Annotated in this window: 19 protein-coding genes and 2 riboswitches; of the genes, 10 read left to right on the top strand and 9 right to left on the bottom strand. The window is 68.8% G+C overall.

Translation table 11 applies throughout. The annotated features are described in order from the left end of the window. Positions 1 to 19 precede the first annotated feature (19 nt). From ftsR to gcvP, 4 genes are all read left to right on the top strand, one after another. Positions 20 to 784 carry a transcriptional regulator FtsR gene (gene ftsR / locus AT701_RS18190; protein WP_011729229.1) on the top strand — a complete coding sequence of 255 codons (765 nt, stop codon included), beginning with the start codon at positions 20 to 22 and terminating at the stop codon, positions 782 to 784. A gap of 93 nt (positions 785 to 877) precedes the next feature. Next, the gene (locus AT701_RS18185; RefSeq protein WP_003895101.1) at positions 878 to 1,372 is read left to right on the top strand and encodes a bifunctional nuclease family protein; all 495 of its coding nucleotides are present in this window, start codon (positions 878 to 880) and stop codon (positions 1,370 to 1,372) included. A 253-nt stretch (positions 1,373 to 1,625) separates the two neighbouring features. After that, complete coding sequence (locus tag AT701_RS18180; RefSeq protein WP_014877773.1) at positions 1,626 to 2,240, top strand: MerR family transcriptional regulator; 615 nt, start codon at positions 1,626 to 1,628, stop codon at positions 2,238 to 2,240. Positions 2,241 to 2,289: 49 nt separating this feature from the next. Beyond that, positions 2,290 to 2,388: riboswitch (glycine riboswitch) on the top strand. 2 nt (positions 2,389 to 2,390) lie between these two features. Beyond that, positions 2,391 to 2,499: riboswitch (glycine riboswitch) on the top strand. A 73-nt stretch (positions 2,500 to 2,572) separates the two neighbouring features. Then, positions 2,573 to 5,413, top strand: a complete 2,841-nt coding sequence (gcvP, locus tag AT701_RS18170) for an aminomethyl-transferring glycine dehydrogenase (protein WP_058126352.1) — start codon at positions 2,573 to 2,575, stop codon at positions 5,411 to 5,413. A 66-nt stretch (positions 5,414 to 5,479) separates the two neighbouring features. Here gcvP and AT701_RS18165 read toward each other — a convergent pair whose 3' ends face one another. From AT701_RS18165 to AT701_RS18145, 5 genes are read right to left on the bottom strand one after another with little or no spacing between them, the layout of a single operon-like run. Next, on the bottom strand, positions 5,480 to 7,756 hold the full coding sequence (locus AT701_RS18165; RefSeq protein ID WP_058126351.1) for a vWA domain-containing protein: 2,277 nt from the start codon (positions 7,754 to 7,756) through the stop codon (positions 5,480 to 5,482). 47 nt (positions 7,757 to 7,803) lie between these two features. After that, positions 7,804 to 10,002 carry a malate synthase G gene (locus tag AT701_RS18160; RefSeq protein WP_014877772.1) on the bottom strand — a complete coding sequence of 733 codons (2,199 nt, stop codon included), beginning with the start codon at positions 10,000 to 10,002 and terminating at the stop codon, positions 7,804 to 7,806. Then, positions 9,999 to 11,027 carry a hypothetical protein gene (locus AT701_RS18155; protein WP_011729223.1) on the bottom strand — a complete coding sequence of 343 codons (1,029 nt, stop codon included), beginning with the start codon at positions 11,025 to 11,027 and terminating at the stop codon, positions 9,999 to 10,001. Before AT701_RS18155 ends, AT701_RS18160 begins: the two co-directional genes overlap by 4 nt. Further along, complete coding sequence (locus AT701_RS18150; protein WP_003895093.1) at positions 11,020 to 12,114, bottom strand: hemolysin family protein; 1,095 nt, start codon at positions 12,112 to 12,114, stop codon at positions 11,020 to 11,022. The genes AT701_RS18155 and AT701_RS18150 overlap by 8 nt, the downstream gene beginning before the upstream one ends. Further along, positions 12,107 to 13,477, bottom strand: a complete 1,371-nt coding sequence (locus AT701_RS18145; RefSeq protein WP_014877770.1) for a hemolysin family protein — start codon at positions 13,475 to 13,477, stop codon at positions 12,107 to 12,109. Before AT701_RS18145 ends, AT701_RS18150 begins: the two co-directional genes overlap by 8 nt. Before the next feature lie 398 nt (positions 13,478 to 13,875). Between AT701_RS18145 and AT701_RS18140 the strand changes: the two genes are divergently transcribed. Genes AT701_RS18140 through AT701_RS18130 form a run of 3 tightly spaced genes read left to right on the top strand, consistent with a single transcriptional unit; the run spans position 13,876 to position 17,520 of the window. Then, complete coding sequence (locus AT701_RS18140) at positions 13,876 to 14,916, top strand: iron ABC transporter substrate-binding protein (protein ID WP_014877769.1); 1,041 nt, start codon at positions 13,876 to 13,878, stop codon at positions 14,914 to 14,916. Further along, a complete protein-coding gene (locus AT701_RS18135; protein ID WP_014877768.1) occupies positions 14,913 to 16,466 on the top strand; it encodes an ABC transporter permease in 1,554 nt (517 codons plus the stop codon). Before AT701_RS18140 ends, AT701_RS18135 begins: the two co-directional genes overlap by 4 nt. A gap of 1 nt (position 16,467) precedes the next feature. Then, entirely contained in the window at positions 16,468 to 17,520 is a 1,053-nt protein-coding gene (locus tag AT701_RS18130) for an ABC transporter ATP-binding protein (RefSeq protein ID WP_011729219.1), read from the top strand. Here AT701_RS18130 and AT701_RS18125 read toward each other — a convergent pair. The 4 genes from AT701_RS18125 to AT701_RS18110 are packed head-to-tail and all read right to left on the bottom strand — an operon-like array spanning position 17,503 to position 21,858. Next, positions 17,503 to 18,939, bottom strand: a complete 1,437-nt coding sequence (locus tag AT701_RS18125) for a GuaB1 family IMP dehydrogenase-related protein (RefSeq protein ID WP_011729218.1) — start codon at positions 18,937 to 18,939, stop codon at positions 17,503 to 17,505. The genes AT701_RS18130 and AT701_RS18125 overlap by 18 nt on opposite strands. A gap of 14 nt (positions 18,940 to 18,953) precedes the next feature. Then, positions 18,954 to 20,420 (bottom strand): NADP-dependent phosphogluconate dehydrogenase, encoded by a 1,467-nt coding sequence (gene gnd, locus AT701_RS18120; protein ID WP_011729217.1) that lies wholly within the window; start codon positions 20,418 to 20,420, stop codon positions 18,954 to 18,956. Between the two features lie 50 nt (positions 20,421 to 20,470). Continuing rightward, on the bottom strand, positions 20,471 to 21,427 hold the full coding sequence (locus AT701_RS18115; RefSeq protein WP_011729216.1) for a M56 family metallopeptidase: 957 nt from the start codon (positions 21,425 to 21,427) through the stop codon (positions 20,471 to 20,473). Positions 21,428 to 21,441: 14 nt separating this feature from the next. Next, positions 21,442 to 21,858: a BlaI/MecI/CopY family transcriptional regulator gene (locus tag AT701_RS18110; RefSeq protein WP_003895085.1), complete on the bottom strand. Its 417-nt coding sequence runs from the start codon at positions 21,856 to 21,858 to the stop codon at positions 21,442 to 21,444. Positions 21,859 to 22,083: 225 nt separating this feature from the next. Here AT701_RS18110 and AT701_RS18105 point away from each other — a divergent pair, with 225 nt between their 5' ends. From AT701_RS18105 to AT701_RS18095, 3 genes are all read left to right on the top strand, one after another. Then, complete coding sequence (locus AT701_RS18105; protein WP_058126350.1) at positions 22,084 to 22,857, top strand: iron reductase; 774 nt, start codon at positions 22,084 to 22,086, stop codon at positions 22,855 to 22,857. A 151-nt stretch (positions 22,858 to 23,008) separates the two neighbouring features. Continuing rightward, positions 23,009 to 23,416: a PaaI family thioesterase gene (locus AT701_RS18100; protein ID WP_014877767.1), complete on the top strand. Its 408-nt coding sequence runs from the start codon at positions 23,009 to 23,011 to the stop codon at positions 23,414 to 23,416. A gap of 82 nt (positions 23,417 to 23,498) precedes the next feature. Further along, positions 23,499 to 23,801 carry an urease subunit gamma gene (locus AT701_RS18095; RefSeq protein ID WP_011729214.1) on the top strand — a complete coding sequence of 101 codons (303 nt, stop codon included), beginning with the start codon at positions 23,499 to 23,501 and terminating at the stop codon, positions 23,799 to 23,801. Positions 23,802 to 23,818 lie beyond the last annotated feature (17 nt).

Genomic DNA, 23,818 nt, shown 5'->3' with positions numbered 1-23,818 from the left:
GCGCCTGCGCGAACAGCCGATGACCCATCCGGACAGATCAGCACCAGCCGGGATGTCGATCGGTGCGGTCCTCGACCTGCTCCGGTCCGACTTCCCGGACGTGACCATCTCCAAGATCCGGTTCCTGGAGGCCGAAGGTCTGGTGACCCCGGAGCGCACCGCTTCGGGGTACCGGCGGTTCACCGCCTACGACTGTGCCCGGCTGCGGTTCATCCTCACCGCGCAACGCGATCAGTACCTGCCGCTCAAAGTCATCAAGGCGCAACTCGACGCGCTGCCCGACGGTGAACTGCCCCAGACCGGATCCGCCTACGCGGTGCCGCGGCTGGTACCCGTCGGTGACGGTGGTGCCGACGGCGGCACCACCACGGCCGACGGCGTGTCACGGGCCGCGTCGGGCATGGCGCCCACACAGATCCGGCTCACGCGCGAGGATCTGCTCCAGCGCTCGGGCGTCGACGAGACGCTGTTGGGCGCGCTGATCAAGAACGGCGTGATCACACCGGGCAAGGGCGGTCTGTTCGACGAGCATTCGGTGGTGATCGCCCAGTGCGCCAAGGCGCTCGAGGAATACGGCGTCGAACCCCGGCACCTGCGCGCGTTCCGCTCCGCGGCCGACCGGCAGTCCGATCTCATCGCGCAGATCGCCGGACCGGTGGTCAAGGCGGGCAAGGCCGGTGCGCGTGACCGCGCCGACGATCTGGCCCGCGAGGTCGCGGCGCTGGCGATCACGCTTCACACGTCGCTGATCAAGTCGGCCGTACGCGACGTTCTGGATCGCTGAGGATTAGACTCGATTTCGGCGGCTCGGTCGTGATGACAGGTCGCTCTCGAAGGCACGGACGATACAGCACAGCGGTGCGGAGGGTAGGCACAGATGGCTGAGGTTCGGGTGGTCGGCATTCGTGTGGAACAGCCGCAGAACCAGCCGGTACTGCTGCTGCGCGAATCCAACGGCGACCGTTACCTGCCGATTTGGATCGGGCAGTCGGAGGCGGCCGCGATCGCGCTGGAACAGCAGGGCGTCGAACCCGCCCGGCCGTTGACGCACGATCTGATCCGAGATCTCATTGCGGCACTGGGACATTCGCTCAAAGAGGTGCGCATCGTCGATCTGCAGGAAGGCACGTTCTACGCCGACCTGATCTTCGACCGCGACATCAAGGTGTCGGCACGGCCGTCGGATTCGGTGGCGATCGCGCTGCGCGTCGGCGTCCCGATCTACGTGGAAGAGGCGGTGCTGGCCGAGGCCGGCCTGCTGATCCCCGACGAGAACGACGAGGAAGAGTCCGGCACCGTTCGCGAGGACGAGGTGGAGAAGTTCAAGGAGTTCCTCGACAGCGTGTCGCCGGACGATTTCAAGGCCACCTGAGGTAGCGGGTTCCGACGGATTTCGCTGTAGTGCCGGGTAGGTCACGGAAGCGTCTCAACTGGGACTATCGCGTTCGACACGCGGTTGTGGTGGCATCCGAGGGGGATTTCGGCAGCCATACTTTTCACAGCAGCCAGCAGTCAGGACCCGGCGGGAAGCGTATGCTCGACACATTCGGGCTTGGGGCGGACCGTCGCAGGAGCGAGTTGCTGCGACAGACGGCGGACGAGTTCGATCGGCGAGAGGATTCACAGTGGGTGACACGCCACGGCAGGGAGAGTTGGATCTGACCACTGGGGCAGAGCCACCTGTCAGGCCGTCCAGCGAACCCGTGCAGGCAGGGTTGTTCCCCGACGACTCCGTGCCCGACGAACTCGTCGGTTACCGCGGTCCCAGCGCGTGCCAGATCGCAGGCATCACCTACCGGCAGTTGGATTACTGGGCCCGCACCTCGCTGGTGGTGCCGTCCATCCGCAGCGCGGCGGGTTCGGGCAGCCAGCGGCTCTACTCGTTCAAGGACATCCTGGTCCTCAAGATCGTCAAGCGTCTGCTGGACACCGGTATCTCGCTGCACAACATCCGCGTCGCGGTCGACCACCTACGCCAGCGCGGTGTGCAGGACCTCGCCAACATCACGCTGTTCTCCGACGGCACGACCGTCTACGAGTGCACGTCGGCCGAAGAGGTCGTCGACCTCCTGCAGGGCGGCCAGGGCGTGTTCGGCATCGCGGTGTCGGGCGCCATGCGCGAGCTGACCGGCGTCATCGCCGACTTCCCGAGCGAGCGCGCCGATGGCGGCGAGGCGATAGCGGCGCCCGAGGACGAGCTGGCGTCGCGTCGCAAGAGCCGCGACCGCAAGATCGGCTGAACGCACCGACTCACCACATCCCGGGTCGAGCGGTAGAATTTGCAGCGCATCGACCTGTGCGGGAGAGTTCCGTGATCGCCAGTCACGGGCGCCGAAGGAGCAACACCTCTCCGTCAACCTCTCAGGCACCCAGGACCGCACCAGGCCACGATGCCTCTGGAAAGCGGCGCCGGCAGGCGCCCGCCCATGGGGAAAGGCTCGCACGGTCGTGGGCCGAATCTCTCAGGCGCCCGATCGGGTCGACGACAGAGGGAGAGGGACAGTAGTACGACCAGTACGTACGTCTGCGCCTCGACCCCTGCGGCCGAGCCGCGTGCCCACAGGGAGATCACGTGTCCGACCAGCCACAAGCGCGTAACCCGCAGTTCGTCGACCGTCACATCGGCCCGGACGAATCTGCCGTCGCCACCATGCTCGACGTGATCGGTGTGTCCTCGCTCGACGAGCTGGCCGCCAAGGCCCTGCCCACCGGGATCCTCGACGCGCTCGACGCCGCGGGTCGCGCGCCCGGGCTCGCCGAGCTTCCGCCTGCCGCGACGGAGGAGGAGGCGCTCGCCGAGCTGCGCGCGCTGGCCGACACCAACACCGTGGCCGTGTCGATGATCGGTCAGGGCTACTTCGACACGCTCACGCCCGCGGTGCTGCGGCGCAACATCCTCGAGAATCCGGCCTGGTACACGGCTTATACGCCGTACCAGCCCGAGATCAGCCAGGGCCGGCTCGAGGCGCTGCTCAATTTCCAGACCATGGTGTGCGATCTGACCGGCCTCGAGGTCGCCAACGCATCGATGCTCGACGAGGGCACCGCGGCCGCCGAGGCCATGACGCTCATGCACCGCGCCACCAGGAGCAAGGTGAACCGCCTGCTGGTCGACACCGACGTGTACGCGCAGACGGCGGCGGTGCTCGCGACCCGTGCCAGGCCGCTGGGCATCGAGATCGTCACCGCCGACCTGAGCAAGGGCCTGCCCGACGGTGAGTTCTTCGGCGTCGTCGTGCAGCTCCCCGGCGCGAGCGGTGCCGTCGTCGACTGGGCACCGCTGATCGAACAGGCCCACGAGCGCAAGGCGCTCGTGGCCGTCGGTGCGGACCTGTTGGCGCTGACGCTGATCACCCCGCCCGGTGAGATCGGCGCCGACGTCGCCTTCGGCACCACCCAGAGGTTCGGTGTGCCAATGGGATTCGGCGGTCCGCACGCCGGTTACCTCGCGGTGCACGCCAACCACGCCCGCCAGTTGCCGGGACGCCTCGTCGGCGTCTCGGTCGACAGCGACGGCTCGCCCGCGTACCGGCTGGCGCTGCAGACCCGCGAACAGCACATCCGCCGCGACAAGGCCACCAGCAACATCTGCACCGCGCAGGTCCTGCTCGCGGTGATCGCCGCGATGTACGCGAGCTACCACGGCGCCCCCGGCCTCACCGCGATCGCGCGCCGCGTGCACGCCCATGCCGACGCCATCGCATCCGCGCTCGGTGACGCGGTGGTGCACGACAAGTTCTTCGACACCGTGCTGGTCCGCGTGCCCGGCCGCGCCGACGAGGTGGTCGCGGCCGCGAAGGCGAAGAACATCAACCTCTGGCGCGTCGACGACGACCACGTGTCGGTCTCGTGCGACGAGGCCACCACCGATGCGCACATCGACGCCGTCATCGAGGCGTTCGGCGCCACGCGAACCGACGGCGCGGGCACCGACATCGCCACGCGCACCTCGGAATTCCTCACCCACCCGGCATTTCACCGCTACCGCACCGAAACCGAGATGATGCGGTACCTGCGGTCGCTGGCCGACAAGGACATCGCACTGGACCGCAGCATGATCCCCCTGGGTTCGTGCACCATGAAGCTCAACGCGGCCGCCGAGATGGAACCGATCACGTGGACCGAGTTCTCGCGCCAGCACCCGTTCGCGCCCGCCTCCGACACGCCCGGCCTGCGCAAGCTGATCGCCGATCTGCAGTCCTGGCTCACCGCGATCACCGGATACGACGAGGTGTCGCTGCAGCCCAACGCGGGTTCGCAGGGCGAGTACGCGGGCCTGCTGGCCATCAAGGCCTACCACGAGGCGCGTGGTGACGCCGACCGCGACATCTGCCTGATCCCGTCGAGCGCGCACGGCACCAACGCGGCCTCGGCCGCGCTGGCCGGTATGCGCGTGGTGGTCGTGGCATGCCGTGAGAACGGCGACGTCGACCTCGACGATCTGCGCACCAAGGTCAAAGAACACGCGGATCGCATTGCGGCGCTGATGATCACGTACCCGTCGACGCACGGTGTCTACGAGCACGACGTCGCCGACATCTGCGCGGCGGTGCACGACGTGGGCGGTCAGGTGTACGTCGACGGCGCCAACCTCAACGCGCTGGTGGGCCTGGCCCGCCCCGGACGCTTCGGTGGCGACGTCAGCCACCTGAACCTGCACAAGACGTTCTGCATCCCGCACGGCGGCGGTGGCCCCGGCGTCGGCCCGGTGGCGGTGCGTGCCCACCTCGCGCCGTACCTGCCCGGACATCCGCTCGCCGACGAACTGTCCGACGACCACACCGTGTCGGCCGCGCCGTACGGTTCGGCGTCGATTTTGCCCATCACGTGGATGTACATCCGCATGATGGGCGCCGACGGCCTGCGCGCGGCCACACTGACCGCAATCGCGTCGGCCAACTACGTCGCGCGGCGTCTCGACGAGTACTTCCCGGTGCTGTACACGGGCGAGAACGGCATGGTCGCCCACGAGTGCATCCTGGACCTGCGCGGCATCACCAAGGCCACCGGCGTGACGGTCGACGACGTGGCGAAGCGGTTGGCGGACTTCGGTTTCCACGCTCCCACCATGAGCTTCCCGGTGTCGGGCACGCTGATGGTCGAGCCCACCGAGAGCGAGAGCCTTGCCGAGGTCGACGCGTTCTGCGACGCCATGATCGCGATCCGCGGCGAGATCGACCGCGTGGGCTCGGGGGAGTGGCCTGTCGATGACAACCCGCTGCGCGGCGCGCCGCACACCGCCGACTGCCTGCTGGTCGCCGACTGGAACCGTCCCTACACCCGCGAAGAGGCGGCCTACCCGCTCGGAAAGGGCTGGCGTCCCAAGGTGTGGCCGCCCGTGCGCCGCATCGACGGTGCCTACGGCGACCGCAACCTGGTGTGCTCGTGCCCGCCGGTGGAGGCGTTCGCCTGATCGTCCGTCAGGCCGGCCCCGTCACCTCACACCGATGTGGCGGGGCGGCCGGAACGATCCGGGTGCTCAGCCCAGCATCGTCGCGACGGACGTGACGAGTTCGGGCGCGGTGGACGTCGGCAGGTTCACGTAGTCGCCGCCGCTGGCCTGCGCGACCGCCTCCCACGTCTCGCGGTCGGAATCGTCACCGAAGTCGATGACGTTGACCGCGATCGGGCGCGCCGGATCGAAATTGCTGCGGATGAACTCCTGCAGCCCCGGGCCGTCGAGGCTGCGGTCGGTGTGCGGCCCGGTGGTGATCACCAGAACCGAATTGCCGCGGCCTTCCACGAAATTGGCCTTCGCCTCGTTGTAGACCAGCCGCAGCGTCGTGAACGACACCGCGCCGCCACCGGCTGCCGACTGGTCCTCCAGCGTGGAGTTGAGCACCTCGGAGCGGGCCCTGCCGTCGACCGGTTCGGCCATCGGGCCCATCGACACCTCGGAGCGGCCCTCGGTGCCGTCGAAGGTCCACAGCCCCACCTCGGAGGTCACCGGAAGTGCCTTGAGCCGGTTGGTGAGCGCCTCGACCACGTTCTGCAGCCGCGACCTGCCACCCTCGTCGGTGGGCATCGACCGGTCGAGCATGATCGTCACGGCGGGGCTCGACACCGGCGCCGCGGTCGCGTTGGCGAGCGTGACCCGCGTCGACTCGTCGGCGATCGACACCGGGTTGGCGATCGGACCGAAATCGGTCACGTCGCTGTCGGGCGACGTCGCATCCTCGGCGCGGAACCCGGCCTTGGCGAGTTCGGCAAGCTGCTCGGGCTTGCGCAGATACCGGGCGAACTCACTGGCGGCGGTGACCTGTTCCTGCTCCAGCCAGCTGCCCGCCAGCAGCACCGTCGGGTAGTCGGCGACGGCCGCGGGCCCCTGTGGGAGCCAGCCCGCGAGCTTCGAGCCCGCGTCGTCGAGTGTCGTCGCCCGCTGGAACAGCTGCTGCTCGGTGGTCGCGACGGCGTGCACGGGCGCGGCCGCCGAATCCGACGCGTCGAGCATGGCGTCGAATGCGGTCGACAGCTCGGCGTCGTCGAGTTTGGGCTGACCGTTCAGCAGCGTGCTCACCGCGCCCATGCCCGCGGTGGGCGGCGCCCCCGAGGGCGCCGACGTGACCGCGACGGCCTCGGCGACCAGATACGCAGTGTCACCGTTGTCCAGCTTGGGAAGCGCGAGTTTCAGCGTGCCCCAGTTGGGCAGGCGCAGACCGTCCATGGCGGTCGGGCTGCTCTGCAGCTCGGGCAGCTTCTGCCAGTTCTGTTGTCCCAGCGCGGTCTTCAACTCGGGTGAGGTCGCGAGAACTACCGGCGAGGTGACCAGCGACCGGCTGTCGCTGACGGTCTCGGACCCCGCGGTGGCCTCAAGCCGGGCCGAGCCGATCGAGCTCGACGGGATCCACAGGGCTGGCCGGTCACCCAGCTCCGACGGCCAGGAGTTGGCGAAACCGCTCACCACGCGGTCGGATTCGGCGGACTGCACGCGCACCTTGACGCATTTGTCGCCGACCGGGCTGGCCGACTGGTTGTACTTGTTGGCCAACGACTCGATGTGCGTCGAGATGGTCGGGTCGGCGATCACCGGTACGCCGATCTCGCCCGCGACGCACCGCGCGGCCGCGGCGTCGCTGCGGTCGGAAAGGGCGTCGCCGACGAACTTCCACACGATCACCGCCGCCACCAGGACGACCACGGACACCAGTGCGACGATCACGCCGACGCTGACGCCGCGGCGCCGCGACTCCACGGCACGGTGGCTGCCGGTCCACTCGCTGTCCCCGTCGGCGCTGCGGCTGCGGCGCGAACGTGGCGGCGGGGGCGGCGTGCCGCCCGCCGCGCTCAGCTTGGTGGTCTCGGCGTCCTCGTCGTCGACGGACAGGTCGTCACGGCCGCGACGACGCGGGGCATGACCCGAAGCGGTGCTGTAGCCGTACTCGTCACGCGGCGAGTCATCGGAGTAGTCGTCCGAGTAATCGGTGTCGTACTCGCTGCCAAAACCGCCGCGGTACCCGCCCCGGTACTCGTCACCGTATTCCGGGTCGTATTCGGTGCCGTACTCGTCGGCGTACTCGTCGACGTAGTCCGAATCCGAGTAGTCCGTGTAGTCGCTGTCCGCGATCTCGTCGGGCTCGTCCGGCTCGTCGGCGTAACGGTGCCGCCGACGGGGAGTTGCCGGACCGGAATCACCGATCCGCTCGAACACCTCGGTCGGATGATCCGGCGGGCCACCCTGACCGCCTGCGCCCTGTCGGTACCCGGATTCCGGCTCGTCGGCCGCATCCTCGGGGTCCGGAATGCTGTGCCTGCCCATTCCTAACCCCTTGACTCGTCACTCAATCGGATCCCGCCGCAGTCTAGTCACTGCGCAGCGGCGCGGGCTTTGAACTCGCGGCGGCGCCGGTGCAGGATCGGTTCGGTGTAGCCGTTGGGTTGCTGTGTGCCCGACAGGATCAGCTCCTGCGCGGCGGCGAAGGCGATGCTGGCGTCGGGGTTCGGCGCCATCGGCAGGTACGCCGGATCGCCCGCGTTCTGCTCGTCGACCACGGCCGCCATGCGCCGCAGGCTGGTCTTGACGTCCTCCTCGGTGATCACACCGTGGCGCAGCCAGTTGGCCAGCAGTTGGCTGGAGATCCGCAGCGTCGCACGGTCCTCCATGAGTGCGACGTCGTGGATGTCGGGGACCTTCGAACAGCCGACACCGGCGTCGATCCAGCGCACCACGTAGCCCAGGATCGACTGGCAGTTGTTGTCGACCTCTTCGTGGATCTCCTCGGGCGACCACGTCAGCGACGAGTCGGCCAGCGGGATGGTCAGCAGGTCTTCGAGCTTGCCGCGCTTCTTGCCAGCGAGTTCGGACTGCACCGCGAACACGTCGACCTGGTGGTAGTGCATCGCGTGCAGCGTGGCGGCAGTCGGGGAGGGCACCCACGCGGTGGTGGCGCCGGCCTTGGGCTGGCCGATCTTCTGCTCGACCATGTCGGCCATCAGGTCGGTCATGGCCCACATGCCCTTGCCGATCTGGGCCTTGCCGGAGAACCCGGCGGCCAGACCGACGTCGACGTTGGCGTCCTCGTAGGCCAGGATCCAGGGCTGGCTCTTCATGGTGCCCTTGCGCACCATGGGCCCGGCTTCCATCGAGGTGTGGATCTCGTCGCCGGTGCGGTCGAGGAATCCGGTGTTGATGAACACCACGCGGTCGGCGGCGGCCTTGATGCAGGCCTTGAGGTTGACCGAGGTGCGCCGCTCCTCATCCATGATGCCGACCTTGAGGGTGTTGGCGGGCAGGCCGAGCACGTCCTCGACGCGGCTGAACAGCTCACAGGTGAAGGCGACCTCGTCGGGGCCGTGCATCTTGGGTTTGACGATGTAGATCGAACCCGTGCGGCTGTTGGTCAGCGGGCCGTTCTGGTCGCCGGCCTTGAGGCCGTGCATCGCGATCAGGCTGGTGAACAACGCGTCCTGGATGCCTTCGGGGATCTCGTTCCCATCGGCGTCGACGATCGCGTCGTTGGTCATCAGGTGGCCGACGTTGCGGACGAACAGCAGGCTGCGACCGGGCAGGGTCAGCTCACCTTCGCCGTCGGGGGTCTTGAACACGCGGTCGTCGTTGAGGACACGCGTGAAGGTCTTGTCGCCCTTGGTGACCTCTTCGGTGAGGTCACCGCGGTTCAGGCCCAGCCAGTTGCGGTAGCCGAGCACCTTGTCGTCGGCGTCGACCGCGGCGACCGAATCCTCGAAGTCCATGATCGTGGTGACCGCGGACTCCAGCACGACGTCCTTGATGCCTGCGGAGTCGGTCGAGCCGACGGGCGAGGACGGGTCGATGAGGATCTCGATGTGCAGCCCGTGATTGCGCAGCAGCACCGACCACTGCGGCTCGCCGAGTTCGCCGGTGTAGCCGACGAACGCCTCGGGCACCGAGAGTCCGGTGACCTTGTCGTCGCCGAGCGCGACTTCCAGTGCGCCGTCGTCGATTTTCAGACCGGTGGCCTCGCTCCACGAACCCTCGGCCAGCGGCACGACCTCGTCGAGGAATCCGCGCGCGTAGGCGATCACCTTGTCGCCACGGATCTTGTTGTACCCCGTGCCCTTCTCGGCGCCGTCCTCCTCGGAGATGACGTCGGTGCCGTACAGCGCGTCGTACAGCGAACCCCAGCGTGCGTTTGCGGCGTTGAGGGCGAAGCGCGCGTTGAGGATCGGCACCACGAGCTGCGGGCCCGCGGTGGTGGTGATCTCGTCGTCGACACCTGCGGTGGTGATGGTGAAGTCCTCGGGCTCCGGCAGCAGGTAGCCGATGTCGGTGAGGAACTGCTTGTAGGCGACCGGGTCCACCGGCTCGAGCACGTGCGAGCGGTGCCACTTGTCGATCTGCGCCTGCAGTTCGTCGCGGCGCGCCAGCAGTTCCTGGTTCTTCGGGGTCAGGTCGGAGACCACCTTGTCGACACCCGACCAGAAGCTGTCGGGGTCTACGCCAGTACCCGGCAGCGCCTCGTTGGTGATGAAGTCGTGCAGCACCTTGGCCACACGCAGGTTTCCAACTGCAACGCGATCACTCATGCGCGAACCGCCTTAGCTGCTCGGTGGGTGGTCATGCTTTCCTCCCTCGGCTCTTCCGCGCCGGGTGGCGCCTGCCGTTTATCCAGCTTACCCATCGGTAACGTCGGCGTTTCCACCGTCATGTCGATGAGCAACAACTCACATCGGTTTGCCAAGGCAGCCCGTATCGAGGCCGCCCGTTCGGCGATCTGCCCCTGGGCGCGGACGTACTCGGCTCGTCCGGCCGGTGTTTCGATGGCGATCGGTTCGAAACCATAGCTTGTCAGGTCATAGGGGCTGGCGCGCATATCCAGCGCCCGCGCGTCGACCGCGAGTTCCAGCGCGTCGGCCACCAGATCGCTCGCGACGAGCGGGCCGAGCTTGTACGCCCACTTGTACAGATCCATCGACGCGTGGACACATCCCGGCTGTTCGGAGGCGATCTGCTGATCACGTGTCAGCTGCCGCTCGTTGCGCGGGGCCGCCGCGTCGGTGAAGAAGCGGAACGCGTCGAAATGCGTGCAGCGCAGTGGCATCGAGTCGACCACCGCGTCGGTGCCCGCCGCGCTGAGCCGCAGCGGCACCGCGGAGTGCCGCACGTGATCGGTGCGATAGACCATGGCCCACTCGTGCAGTCCGAAACAGTTCAGCCGCGGGGTGCGCGCGGCCGTGGCGCGCATGAGCGCCGCGACGAATCGCACAGTGTCCGTCCGGGAGGCGAGATGCTCACACGTGACGGTCACACCGGCGCCCTCGTCGTGGCGGCCGTAACCGGGGTAGGTGAGGAACCGGTCGGCCGACGGACCGGTCAGCACGATCCCGTACCCGGGATGCCACCGCCGCAGCTGACGGGGCCGCAGGCTGTAGTAGGTGAACAGGAAGTCCCACACCGGATGTGGCTCCCGGCGCTGCATGCGCCGCACGTGCGGCGCGAGGAACTCCTCGACGCGCTCGCGGTGCCGCTGCTCGGCCGCGGTCCACTCACGTTCGTCGAGCAGACGACGCGGATGCCCGCGCGTCACCGAGGTGCCCACCGCATCAGACACGGTGCGTACCGTCGCGCACCGTTCCGACGAGGTCTTCCACGAGGTCTTCGAGCGCGACCATCGCCGTGACGGTGTTGTCGGCCGCGGTGTGCGCCGTGCTGCCGTGCACGTCGATGAGGCTGTCGTCGACCACGAGGGCAAGGTGGCTGTTGCTGCGGCGCATGCGCGACAGCGCGTCGGGCACCGGCAGTGACGCAGGCACCTGCGGAAGGGGGCGCACCATGGCCAGGTCGACGACCGAGTCGGGCTCGTTGACCTGCAGCAGCACATCCTTGATGTGCAGGTACCCGATGAAGGTGCCGGACGCGTCGGTCACCGGGAAGCGTGAGTATCCGGTCTCGGCGAGGGCCTGTTCCACCGCGCCGACGGTCGGCCCGCAGCCCGGGCCCGCGACCGAGACCGCGTGGATCCCGCTGAGCGGCATCGCCACGTCGGTCACTGTACGGGTCCGCGTCTGCAGCGCGCGGGTGAGCCTGCTGTGCTCCTCGGTGTCGAGCAGACCCTCCGACACCGATTCGGCGATCATCTCGGACAGTTCGACGGTCGAGACCGCCGAGGCGAGTTCGTCGCGTGGTTCGACGCCGAATGCCCGCAGCGTCGCGTTGGCGCACCAGTTGTAGAACGCGATGAACGGGCGCGCGGCGCGGATGTACAGCAGATAGGGCGGGATGAGCAGCATCGCCGCGGTCTCCGGACCCGCGATCGCGATGTTCTTCGGCACCATCTCACCCAGCAGCACGTGCAGGATCACCACGACCGCCAGCGCCACGACGAACGACACCGTGTGCAGCACCGTGTCGGACACGCCGATCAGCGCGAACGGCTTCTCCAGCAGATGCGCCACGGCCGGTTCGCCCACGCGGCCCAGCAGGATCGAGCAGATCGTGATGCCCAGCTGGGAGCCTGCCAGCATCAGCGACAGGTGCTCGCCCGCCCGGATCACGGTGATCGCGCTCTTCTTGCCCTGCTCGGCGAGCGCCTGCAGGCGGTCACGCCGCGCCGAGATCAGCGCGAACTCGGCCGCCACGAAGAACGCGTTGGCCGCGAGCAGCAGCACGGTCAGCAGGACACCGAACACATCACCCATTGGGCTCACCCTCACCGGCGGGTTCGAGCTTGGTCAGTTCGAGCAGGTCGATGCGCCTGCCGTCCATCCGCACCACGGTCGCCAGCCAGTGCGTCGGCTCGTCGGCATCGGTGTCGGGATCGAACGCGGTCAGATCCACGGCCTCGCCCGTCTCGGGGATGTGGCCGAGTTCCTGCAGCACCAGCCCGCCGATGGTCTCGTATTCGCCCTCGGGCGCCCGGAAACCGGTCTGCGCGGCCACCTCGTCGATGCGCAGCAGGCCCGACACCTGCCAGCCCTTGCCCGCGGGCATGACGTCAGGCGTCGCGTCGTCGTGCTCGTCGCGGACGTCGCCGACGATCTCCTCGATGAGATCCTCGACCGTCACCATGCCCGCGGTGCCGCCGTACTCGTCGACCACCAGCGCGGTCTGCAGGCCGTTGGCCCTGATCTGGGTCATCACGGCGTCGCCGTCGAGCGTCGAGGGCACCTTGGCGACCGGCAGCGCCAGGCTCGCCAGCCGGACGCGGTCGCGTTTGTCGCGCGGCACCGCGAACACCTGTTTGACGTGTACGACGCCGATGGTCTCGTCGAGGTCGCCCTTGATGATCGGGAACCGCGAGAACCCGGTGCGGATCGCGGCGTCCATCAGGTCCACCACGGTGTCGTCGGCGTCGAGCGTCTCGATCTTGGGCCGCGGCGTCATGAGTTCCTCGGCCGTGCGCTCACCGAACTGCAGCGAACGGTCCACGAGCAGTGCCGTGACCGGGTCCAGCGAACCGCTGCGCGCCGAATTGCGTACCAGCGCAGCCAGTTCCTGACCGGTGCGGGCCGAACGCAGTTCCTCGGCAGGTTCGATGCCCAGGCGGCGCAGGATCCAGTTCGCGGTGCCGTTGGTGAGCCGGATGACCGGTGTGAAGATCAGCGAGAACAGCAGCTGGAACGGCGCGGCGGCGCGCGCCGTCGGAACCGGGCGCGCCACCGCGAGGTTCTTCGGCACCAGCTCGCCGAACACCATCGACAGTGACGTGGCGATCACGACCGCGAAGAACAAGGACAGGCCGCCCGCGAAGTTGGCGGGAATGCCGATCGCGTCCAGACCGGGGTGGATCAGCTTGCCGATCACCGGTTCGGCCAGATAACCGGTGGCCAGCGTGGTGATCGAGATGCCCACCTGGGCGCCGGAGAGCTGGAAGGACAGCGTGCGGTGCGCGTGGCGGACCATGTGGTCACGCCGGTCGCCTGCGCGCGCGTTCGCCTCCACGGTGCTGCGTTCGAGAGCGGTCAGCGAGAACTCGGCAGCCACGAACACCGCGGTGCCGAAGGTGAGCAGCACCACCGCCAGGATCGCCAGCAGGGACAACCACACATTTGTGTCGCTCATCGCGACTTCACCCACCCGACGCCGGGCCCATAGCCCGGCTGACTAGGAGAGGGGTCGTCGGTGTCGGCGCTCAGGACTGATTGCTGCTCCGCCCGGAAGACCGGTCCAGAACCGGAGGCCTCAGTCGGTGCCTGCGGCACGTGAACCCTTTCGTTCGCGCCGGCCCGTCAGAGGGACCGGCGATGGATGGCAATGGATGCAGTGAGGCTCAATACTATCGCGACTGCCGAGGGCGAGGCCGGGTACGAGGGCGAACACGCGCACCCGCAGGGAGCCCTCGGGACCCCAGCCCATGGAGCGCAACCAAGATTAGGTTTACCTCACAGCATTCTCTCGGGTAACTTCAAGCTCATCCATTCGTGCTGATCAGAGCTGAAAGCAGGTCACTGGTGTCGCTCATGTCCAAGGTCAACTCCGTGCGATCGGTGGCCGTCGTGGCCACGGTCGCCGCTGCTGCCGCGCTCACCCTCGGTGCGTGCGGATCCGGATCCGACGAGGCCGATTCGGCCGACAAGATCGTGGTGTACTCCGGGCGCAGCGAGAACCTGGTGGCACCGCTGATCGAGAAATTCACCAGCGACACCGGCATCGAGGTGGAGACCCGGTATGCGGGTTCGGGAGAACTGGCCGCCCAATTGATCACCGAGGGGGACAAGTCGCCCGCCGACGTGTTCCTGTCGCAGGACGCCGGGGCGCTCGGTGCCGTCAGCGAGGCAGGCCTGTTCGCGCCGATCAACGACGAGGCGATGGCCGCGGTGCCCGCGAACTTCTCGGCGGCCGACAAGAGCTGGCTCGGGGTCTCGGGCCGGGCCCGCGTCCTCGTCTACAACCCCGACATCGCGCCCAATCCGCCCGACACCATCGACGGGCTGCTGGCGCCGGAGTGGAAGGGCAAGATCGGTTTCGCGCCGAGCAATGCCTCGTGGCAGTCGTTCGTGACCGGTCTGCGCGTCATCCGCGGCGACGACGGTGCGCGGCAATGGCTCGAGGCCTTCAAGGCGCAGGACCCGCAGCCCTACGAGAACAACGTCGCGGTGCGCGACGCCGTCGACGCCGGGCAGATCCCGCTGGGCGTGGTCAACCACTACTACCTGTACGAGTTGGTCGACGCCAAAGGCGAGCAGGCCGTCAAGGCCCGCAACAAGTTCATGGCGCCCGGCGACCCGGGCGGGCTGATCAACGTGGCAGGTGTCGGCGTGCTCAAGTCCGCCGCCAATCCCGAAGGCGCACAGGCGTTCGCGTCGTACCTGATCGGCAAGTCGGCTCAGGAGTACTTCGCGGGCGAGACCAAGGAGTACCCGTTGATCGAGGGCGTCGAGCCCTCGGGCGAAATGCCGCAGCTGAGTGAACTGCAGCCGCCCGCGGTGGATCTGTCGCAGCTGTCCGATCTCGAGGCCACCCAGGAACTGCTGGTGGAGACCGGCTTGCTGACCAATTGAGTCGCCCGTTCTCGGCGACCGGCGGGGGGCGGCGCGCGCCCGCGGTGCTGGTCGCAGCGGGCGCGGCGGTCGTACTCGCGACGCTGGTGCCGCTGGTGTACCTGGGGGAGCGCGCCGCCGAGCGCGGCTGGGCCTTCGTGTTCGACGAGCTCTTCCAGCCGCGTACCGCCGCGCTGGTGGGCCGGTCGCTGGCGCTCGTGGCGCTGGTGACCGCGGCCTGCGTCGTGCTCGGAGTGGGGCTTGCCGTGTTGGTGTCACGGACCGATCTGCGGGGACGACGGGTGCTGGCCGTGGTGCTCACCCTGCCGCTGGCCATGCCCAGCTATCTCCTTGCGTACCTGTGGGTTTCGGCATACCCGCAGGTCGCCGGATTCTGGGGTGCCGCCCTGGTGCTGGTGCTGGTCAGCTATCCACTGGTGTTCCTGACGACCATGGCCGCGCTGTCGCGGGTCGATCCCGCGCTGGAAGAGGTCGCGCGCTCGCTCGGGCACGGCGGGTTCTCGGTGCTGTTCCGGGTGACGCTGCGGCAGGCCCGCGGGGCCATCACGGCGGGTGCGCTGCTGGTCGCGCTGTACGTGCTGAGTGATTTCGGCGCCGTGGCCGCCATGCGGTACGAGGCGTTCACGTGGGTGATCTACGGCGCGTACCGCTCGGGGTTCAATCCCTCACGGGCCGCGGTGCTCTCGCTCGTGCTGCTGGTGCTGGCGGTGCTTCTGGTGACGGCCGAGGCCAGGGCCCGCGGCATCGCCGCGGCCCGGATCGGCGGTGGCACACCGCGTCCGGCGCCGCTCAACCGCTTGGGTCGGTGGTGGCCGGCCGCGCTCGTGGCGCCGATCGCCGTGCTGATGGCGGCGATCGGGTTGCCGACGGTGATCCTGGTGCGGTGGCTCCTCACGGCGGGCGCTCGCTGGGATGCCCAGCAGTGGGTGGACGCGCTGACCGCGACGCTGTGGCTGTCGTTCGTCACCGCGATCGTGTGCACGTTCGCGGCCCTGCCGCTCGGGGTGCTCGCGGCGCGTTACCGCGACCGGGTGACCCGCGTGCTCGAAGGCGCGAGCTACGTCGCCCACGGCCTGCCCGCCATCGTCATCGGCATCTCGATGGTGTCGCTGGGCGTGCTGGTCTTGCGGCCGCTCTACCAGCGTGAACCACTGCTGATCCTGGCGTATGCGGTGCTGCTGATCCCGCTGGCGGTAGGGTCCGTGCGTGCCGCGATCGAGTCGACGCCGGCGCGCCTCGAAGAGGTGGCGCGGTCGCTGGGCCGAAACCCGTTGCGGGCGTTCACCACTGTCACGGCACGGCTGTCGGTGCCGGGCATCGCTGCTGCGGCCGCGCTGGTGCTGCTGACCTGTATGAAGGAGTTGCCGGTGACGCTGCTGCTGCACCCGACCGGGACCGACACCCTCGCCACGAGACTGTGGGGGCACAGTGCGGTGAGTGACTACGCCGCAGCCGCGCCCTACGCCGCGGCGCTGCTGGTGTTCGCGGCGATCCCGACCGCGGTGCTCGGTGCGTGGACGGCCGGGCGGACCGGGGTGCGCAGTGACTGACATGCCCGACCCGGCCGGCATCTCGGTGCGCGGCGTCCACAAGTCCTACCGGGACCGGCGCGTCCTCGCCGGCGTCGACCTCGACGTCGCCGCGGGCACGATCACCGCGGTGCTCGGACCGTCGGGCTGCGGCAAGACCACGCTGCTGCGCATCATGGCCGGCTTCGACGACCCGGACGCCGGTGTCGTGCGCATCGCCGGGCACACCGTGGTGGGCGACGGACCCGTCGTGCCGGCGCACCGCCGCCGCGTGGGTTTGATGCCGCAGGAAGGTGCGCTCTTCCCGCACCTGAGCGTCGGTGGCAACGTCGCGTTCGGCCTGCCGTCGCGCAACGGTGTGGCGGCCGACGTGGCGCACTGGCTGGAGGTCGTGGGCCTGCCGGGGCTCGCCGATGCCCGCCCGCACGAACTGTCCGGCGGTCAGCAGCAGCGCGTCGCGCTCGCACGTGCGCTCGCCGCGAAGCCCCGGGTGCTGCTGCTCGACGAACCGTTCGCGGCGCTCGACGCGGGCCTGCGGGTGCGGGTCCGCGAGGACATCGCCGAGATCCTGCGCGCGGCGGGCACCACCGCGGTGCTGGTCACCCACGACCAGGCCGAGGCGCTGTCCCTCGCGGATTCGGTCGCGCTGCTGTTCGACGGCACGGTCGCCCAGCACGCCGCCCCCACCGACCTCTACGACCGGCCCGCCAACCTTCAGACGGCCCGATTCGTCGGCGCCACAGTCGAACTGGCAGGCACCTGCGGCGACGGCGTCGCGCGCACCGCATTGGGTGCACATCCGGTGCGGGTCCGGGTGCCCGACGGTCCCGTGGTGGTGGTGCTGCGCCCCGAGCAACTGCGCGCCGCCGAGGCGGGCACACCGGGCGGGGACCACGACGCGGTGGTACGGGCGTGCCGTTTCTACGGTGCCGACACCGTGCTGCACGTCGTGCTGCGCGACGGCACCGCGGTGCGGCTGCGCTGTGCGGGCGATGCCCGCGTGGAGGCCGGCACCGTCGTCAGCGTGACGGTCGACGGCCCGGTGCTGGCCTACCCGTCACCAGCCGGCGGGTAGCGGATGGCCTTCGGCGAAACCGGCCGCCGACTGCACCCCGAGCACCACCTTCTCGTGCAGTTCGGGCAGATTCGCCGCACCCACGTAGGTGCACGTGCTGCGCACGCCTGACGTGATGTGGTCGAGCAGGTCCTCGACGCCGCCGCGGGCCGGGTCGAGGCTCATGCGCGAGGTCGAGATGCCTTCCTCGAACAGGCCTTTGCGGGCCCGGTCGAACGAGCTGTCGCCCGCGGTGCGCGCGGCCACGGCGCGTTTGGATGCCATGCCGTAGCTCTCCTTGTACGGCCGGTCGTCGCGGTCGAACAGCAGGTCGCCGGGTGACTCGTAGGTGCCCGCGAACCAGGACCCGATCATCACGTTCGACGCACCCGCAGCGAGTGCCAGCGCGACGTCGCGCGGGTGGCGCACGCCGCCGTCGGCCCACACGTGCCCACCGAGTTGCCTTGCCGCGGCGGCACATTCGACGACCGCGGAGAACTGTGGACGTCCCACACCGGTCATCATCCGGGTGGTGCACATGGCGCCGGGCCCCACACCGACCTTGACGATCGAGGCGCCGGCCTCGATCAGGTCCCTGGTGCCCTCGGCCGAGACCACGTTGCCCGCCACCAGCGGCAGGCCGAGGTCCAGCGAGGCCACGGCCTTGATGGCGTCGAGCATCTTGGCCTGGTGTCCGTGCGCGGTGTCGATGACCAGCAGATCCGCGCCGGCCTCGGCGAGCGCCTGCGCCTTGGCGCCGACGTCGCCGTTGATGCCGACGGCCGCAGCGATGCGCAGGCGTCCCTTGGCGTCGACGGCAGGTGTGTAGATGCCCGCCCGGATCGCCCCCGTGCGCGTGAGCACACCGGCCAGCGTGCCGTCCGGCGCGGTCATCACCGCGACGTCGATCGGGGCGTGCTCGAGCAGATCGAACACCTCGCGCGGATCGGTGCCCACCGGGGCGGTGACGAAGTCCGACAGCGCGATGTCGCGGACACGGGCGAACCGGTCGACCCCGGCGCAGTTGGCCTCGGTCACCAGGCCGATCGGACGCCCCTCGAACACCACGACGGCCGCGCCGTGGGCCCGCTTGTGCAGCAGGGCGTTGGCGTCGGACACCGAGTCCTCCGGGCTGAGCGTGACCGGGGTGTCGACCACCAGATCGCGGCTCTTGACGAAGTCGACGGTCTCGCTGACCGCGGTGATCGGCAGGTCCTGCGGCAGCACGACGATGCCGCCGCGGCGCGCGACCGTCTCGGCCATACGCCTGCCCGCCACCGCGGTCATGTTGGCCACGACCACGGGGATCGTGGTGCCCGAACCGTCCACGGTGGACAGGTCGACGTCGAATCGCGATGCCACATCCGAACGCCCGGGTACGACGAAGACGTCGTTGTAGGTCAGGTCGTACGCGGGCGTGTGTCCGTCAAGAAACCTCACGGAGTCGAATCTACTCAGGCCTCGACTTCGCTGTGGTCACCGCTCCACAGGGTGTGGAACTTCTTGCCCGGCTCGGCGTCGATACGGCCGTAGGTGTGGGCGCCGAAATAGTCGCGCAGGCCCTGGATCAGCGCCGCGGGCAGGCGTTCGGTGCGCAGTGCGTCGTAGTAGGACAGTGCCGAGGCGAAGCCGGGGACCGGGATGCCCAGCTGGGTCGCGGTGACCACCACGCGGCGCCAGCTGTCGATACCGGCCTCGACGGCGTCGCGGAAGTACGGCGCGGCCAGCAGGGTCGGGAGGTCGGGCTCGGCGTCGTACGCGTCCTTGATCCGGTTGAGGAACTTGGCCCGGATGATGCAGCCGCCGCGCCAGATCGTCGCGAGGTCCCCGGGGGTGAGGTTCCAGTTGTACTCGGCGCTGCCTGCCTGGATCTGGTTGAAGCCCTGGGCGTAGGCGACGATCTTCGACGCGTACAGCGCCCGGCGCACCGCCTCGATGAAGTCAGCGGCATCGGACGGCGTGGCGCCGAGGGCGCCGGAGGCCAGGCCGACGGTGGCCTTGCGCTGCGGCACCGAACCCGAGAGCGCCCGGGCGAACACGGCCTCGGCGATACCGGTGACCGGAACCCCGAGGTCGAGTGCGGATTTCACGGTCCAGCGGCCGGTGCCCTTCTGCTCGGCCTCGTCGACGATCACATCGACCAGCGGCTTGCCGGTCTTGGCGTCGGTCTGGCGCAGCACCTTCGCGGTGATCTCCACCAGGAAGCTGTCCAGGTCGCCGCGGTTCCACTCCTCGAACACGTCGGCGATCTCACCGGCGCTCATGCCGAGGCCGTCACGCAGCAGTTGATAGGCCTCTCCGATGAGCTGCATGTCGGAGTACTCGATGCCGTTGTGCACCATCTTCACGAAATGCCCGGCACCGTCGGGACCGATGTGGGTGCAGCACGGCACGCCGTCGACGTGCGCCGAGATCTCCTCCAACAGGGGGCCCAGGCTCTCGTAGGACTCGGCGGGGCCGCCCGGCATGATCGACGGACCGTTGAGTGCGCCCTCCTCGCCGCCGGAGATGCCCGCGCCCACGAAGTGCAGTCCGCGTGCCCGGATGGCGGCCTCGCGGCGGATGGTGTCGGTGTACAGCGCGTTGCCGCCGTCGATGATGATGTCGCCGGGCTCCATGGCGTCGGCCAGTTCGTCGATGACGGCATCGGTGGCCTCGCCCGCCTTGACCATGATCAGCACCTTGCGCGGTTTCTCAAGGGCGTCAATGAATTCCGCGATGGTCTCGCTTCGGACGAACTTGCCTTCTGAGCCGTGCTCGGCGAGCAGCGCATCGGTCTTGGCGATCGACCGGTTGTGCAGGGCCACCGTATAGCCGTGCCGGGCGAAGTTGCGGGCGATGTTGGATCCCATCACCGCCAGGCCGGTGACACCGATCTGCGCGGTGCCGGTGGTGCTCGACGGGGTACTCGACGCGGTCATGCAGAGCCTTTCATTGTTTTGTTGTAGATGAACGCCCGTGGACGCCGGATTTATGTCAGACCCGAGAACAGGCGGTGCAATTCGGTGAGCCAGGGAACGGCCACGGCGACGGTGGGGACGACCAGGATGGCCACGGCCGCGAGATAGGCGATGACCGACAGCGTGAGGCTGTTCGGCTTCCCGCCGAGCCGGCGCACCCGGATCACCGTGGTGGGCCCGCCCGCGGCGAGCGCGCCCGACGGGGTACGTCCCGCGGCGCACGTGACCAGCGCACGGGCCAGGGGGGTGGGGCCGGCGATCCGCACGGCGGCGTCGTCGGCGAGAAGTTCGATGAGCAACCGCACGGCATCGAGTGCGCTCGCGCTGCGGACGAACCGGGGGAACGCGGCGTGCACGGCCGTGAACATCTCCAGCACCAGATCGTGCCGGGCCCGCAGATGTGCCCGCTCGTGGGTGAGGATCGCGTCGACCTCGTCGGGCGAGAGGGTGTCGAGAGTGCCCTCGCTGACCACCACCCGGCTGCGTACACCGGGCAGGCAGTAGGCCAGCGGCTGGGCGACGTCGAGGATGCGCAGCCCGCTGGCGGGGGTGCGCAAATGCGCGGGAACCGCGTCACGCGACTTGCTGAGCAGATCCACCATCATGCGGTGGTGCGCGCGGCGGCGGCGCGTGGCGACGCCGACCTGGACGATCGCGACGCACAGCCGGGCGCCGATGAACAACGTCAGGCTGAACACCACGACATAGAGCAGCCACAGTGGCCAGCCGAGGACGTCGATCTCACTCGTGATGGTCGCGGTGGGGCGGCCGTCGGCGCCCGGGACGAACAGCCGGCTGGCGATGGCAATGCCTGCGGAGAACGCCGAAAGCACTGCAGCCAAGGCGATCGACTGCCACAACACGATTGCTGCGCGTGGCGCCCGCAACGGCCACGAGGCCCGCGCCAGCATCGCAGGCACTGGTCCAACCAGCGCCAGCGCTACGAGAGTGAAGGCCAGCGCGGACACGCGGTTAGTGTCCCTCAGCCGGTACCTGAATTACCAGTCGGCGGCAGAACCCGCTGCTTGCTCTCGAGTTCCTCGAGGGCGCGGCGCAACGCCGCGGCCTCGTCGACACCGACACGTTCCACGAAATGGACCAGCGCGGCCTGGCGGCTGCCGGAGTCGGCGGCCTGGTCGAGGGCGTCGACCATGAGCCCGGCGACCAGTTCGTCGCGCCCGTGGGTGGGCGCGTACCGATGCGCGCGGTCGTCACGGTGCTGCACGACGAGGTTCTTCTTCGCCAGGCGCTGCAGCACCGTCATGATCGTCGTATAGGCCAAGTCGCGACGGGCGGCCAGCGCCTCGTGCACTTGGCGCACTGTCTGTGGTTCGGGAGCTGACCAGAGATGGTCCATCACCTCGCGCTCCAGCTCCCCAAGACGCGTCAATTTGGCCATGTTCTTTCACTCTCCTGAGAAGTAAAGCCAGCGTACTACGGGCGTACTACCGCGCGTCGTATGCAACGGTGAGCATGTGCTCAACCGTGTCGGTGGAGGCGCAATTTCAAGGTCAAGGACCAGCCTGGTATCCGCTGTGAATCCAGTCACAGCGTCTGGTTGCATCGTCGTGCACGCCTATAGTAAGGCTAACCTAACTGACAATGGGGAGCCTGTGGAGGTGACATGACGGTCCTGATCGAAGACCCGCTGATCGCGGGTATGGCCATCAAGCGGACCCTGCCGCTGCACGAATCCAGTCGGCGTCTGCGTGAGCTGTACCCCGAATGTCCGCGGGTCTACGGAGTGGCCGTCATGGGGGATCTGTCACGGCGGCGGTGGTGGCCGCTGGCCGAGGCGCTGACCGCGAACCGGTTGCAGATGATGTTCGACGCCGGGATCGCCGAGACCGGCAACCGGCCCGCGGTGGCGCAGCAACTGGCCACCACGCTTGCTCACGTGGTGATCGGCCGGGTGATTCCGCTGTTGGTCCTCGAGGGCCGCGCGTGGGACACCGGTCTGGAGAACCTCTGGGTGCACGTCGACTCCGAAGGCGCCATCGACTGGGTGGGCGTGGTCGATCCGACCGTGCGGGCGCTGCCGTCTGATCCCTGTTTCACCCACAGAGGGTCCGGTCGCATCGCCGACTCGGCCTCCGGCGGCATCGTCGCCCTGCCCAACGAGGCCGCGCTCACGACGTGGGTCGCGCACCGCAGCCACCGGGCCCTCGCGCCGCTGTTCGATCGTCTCGCCGAGATCAGCGCGGGCGCGGTCTCGACCACCGCGATGTGGCACCTGGTCGGCGCGGCCGTGGTCGGCGTGGCCACCCAGGTGCCGCTGCTGGCCGGTTCGAGCGAGGCCGAGAGCATGCGCCGCGGTCAGGCGGTGCTCGATGCGCTGGTCGGGTTCGGTCTTCCGGTCCGCGGGGAGAGCCGTGCCGGCAAGGTCTTGCTAAATTAGGGAAGCCTTGCCTATTATCGAAGTATCGAGCCAACGGACCGAGCCGGAGTCCTGAGGGCTGCAGAGACCCCCGGTCCACTCGAAGGGCGGGTCCCGCGTCAAGCGGGACCCGCCCGAATCTTTTGGTACGGCGCCCGTGTAGACACAGACTGTGACGACAGATGTGAACGCCGGGATCGGCAAGGGCTTCGACTCCGAGATCGGCCTGAACTACACCGAGCTGGGACCCGACGGCGGCCGTGCCGAACTGAAGATCACCGAAAAGCTCCTGCAGCCGTGGGGCATCGTGCACGGCGGCGTCTACTGCTCGATCGTGGAGAGCCTCGCGAGTGTGTCGGGCCATATCTGGCTGTCCGAGAACGGCGGCGGCACTGTCGTCGGCGTCAACAACAACACCGACTTCCTCCGCGCGATCGGCTCGGGGACGGTCACCGCGGTGTCGACGCCGATCCACCGGGGCCGCCGCCAGCAGCTCTGGCTCATCACCCTCACCGACGAGGACGGCCGCACGGTGGCGCGCGGACAGGTGCGCTTGCAGAACATGCCGGCCGAGTCCTGACCGACACGCCGACCGGCCGTGTGAGAACTGCCTCCGCGGCTGAGGCTGCCGATCACCCCGGGGCATGGCAATATCGCCGTCTATGCGCTTGACCCCGCATGAACAGGATCGTTTGCTGATCTCGTATGCCGCCGAACTGGCCCGCCGCAGACGGGCGAGAGGGCTGCGGCTCAACCATCCCGAGGCCGTCGCGGTGATCACCGATCACCTGCTCGAGGGCGCACGGGACGGCCGCACCGTCGCCGAGTTGATGGTCAGCGGGCGCAGTGTGCTCACCCGCGACGACGTCATGGACGGCGTGCCGGAGATGCTGCACGACGTCCAGGTCGAGGCGACGTTCCCCGACGGCACCAAACTCGTCACCGTCCACCAGCCGATCGCCTGAGGGGCCGCCATGACGTC

The organism is Mycolicibacterium smegmatis (assembly GCF_001457595.1).
Lineage (GTDB): Bacteria > Actinomycetota > Actinomycetes > Mycobacteriales > Mycobacteriaceae > Mycobacterium > Mycobacterium smegmatis.
This window is presented reverse-complemented; position numbering and strand designations above follow the sequence as displayed.

Bases quoted from the DNA above. Each gene is read 5' to 3' on its own strand.
- AT701_RS18105 (WP_058126350.1), top strand. From the start codon at position 22,084: ATGACGGTCCTGATCGAAGACCCGCTGATCGCGGGTATGGCCATCAAG.
- AT701_RS18165 (WP_058126351.1), bottom strand. From the start codon at position 7,756: ATGGGCAGGCACAGCATTCCGGACCCCGAGGATGCGGCCGACGAGCCG.
- AT701_RS18140 (WP_014877769.1), top strand. From the start codon at position 13,876: ATGTCCAAGGTCAACTCCGTGCGATCGGTGGCCGTCGTGGCCACGGTC.
- AT701_RS18110 (WP_003895085.1), bottom strand. From the start codon at position 21,858: ATGGCCAAATTGACGCGTCTTGGGGAGCTGGAGCGCGAGGTGATGGAC.
- gnd (WP_011729217.1), bottom strand. From the start codon at position 20,420: ATGACCGCGTCGAGTACCCCGTCGAGCACCACCGGCACCGCGCAGATC.
- ftsR (WP_011729229.1), top strand. From the start codon at position 20: ATGACCCATCCGGACAGATCAGCACCAGCCGGGATGTCGATCGGTGCG.
- AT701_RS18095 (WP_011729214.1), top strand. From the start codon at position 23,499: ATGCGCTTGACCCCGCATGAACAGGATCGTTTGCTGATCTCGTATGCC.
- AT701_RS18130 (WP_011729219.1), top strand. From the start codon at position 16,468: ATGCCCGACCCGGCCGGCATCTCGGTGCGCGGCGTCCACAAGTCCTAC.
- AT701_RS18185 (WP_003895101.1), top strand. From the start codon at position 878: ATGGCTGAGGTTCGGGTGGTCGGCATTCGTGTGGAACAGCCGCAGAAC.
- AT701_RS18145 (WP_014877770.1), bottom strand. From the start codon at position 13,477: ATGAGCGACACAAATGTGTGGTTGTCCCTGCTGGCGATCCTGGCGGTG.
- AT701_RS18150 (WP_003895093.1), bottom strand. From the start codon at position 12,114: ATGGGTGATGTGTTCGGTGTCCTGCTGACCGTGCTGCTGCTCGCGGCC.
- AT701_RS18160 (WP_014877772.1), bottom strand. From the start codon at position 10,002: ATGAGTGATCGCGTTGCAGTTGGAAACCTGCGTGTGGCCAAGGTGCTG.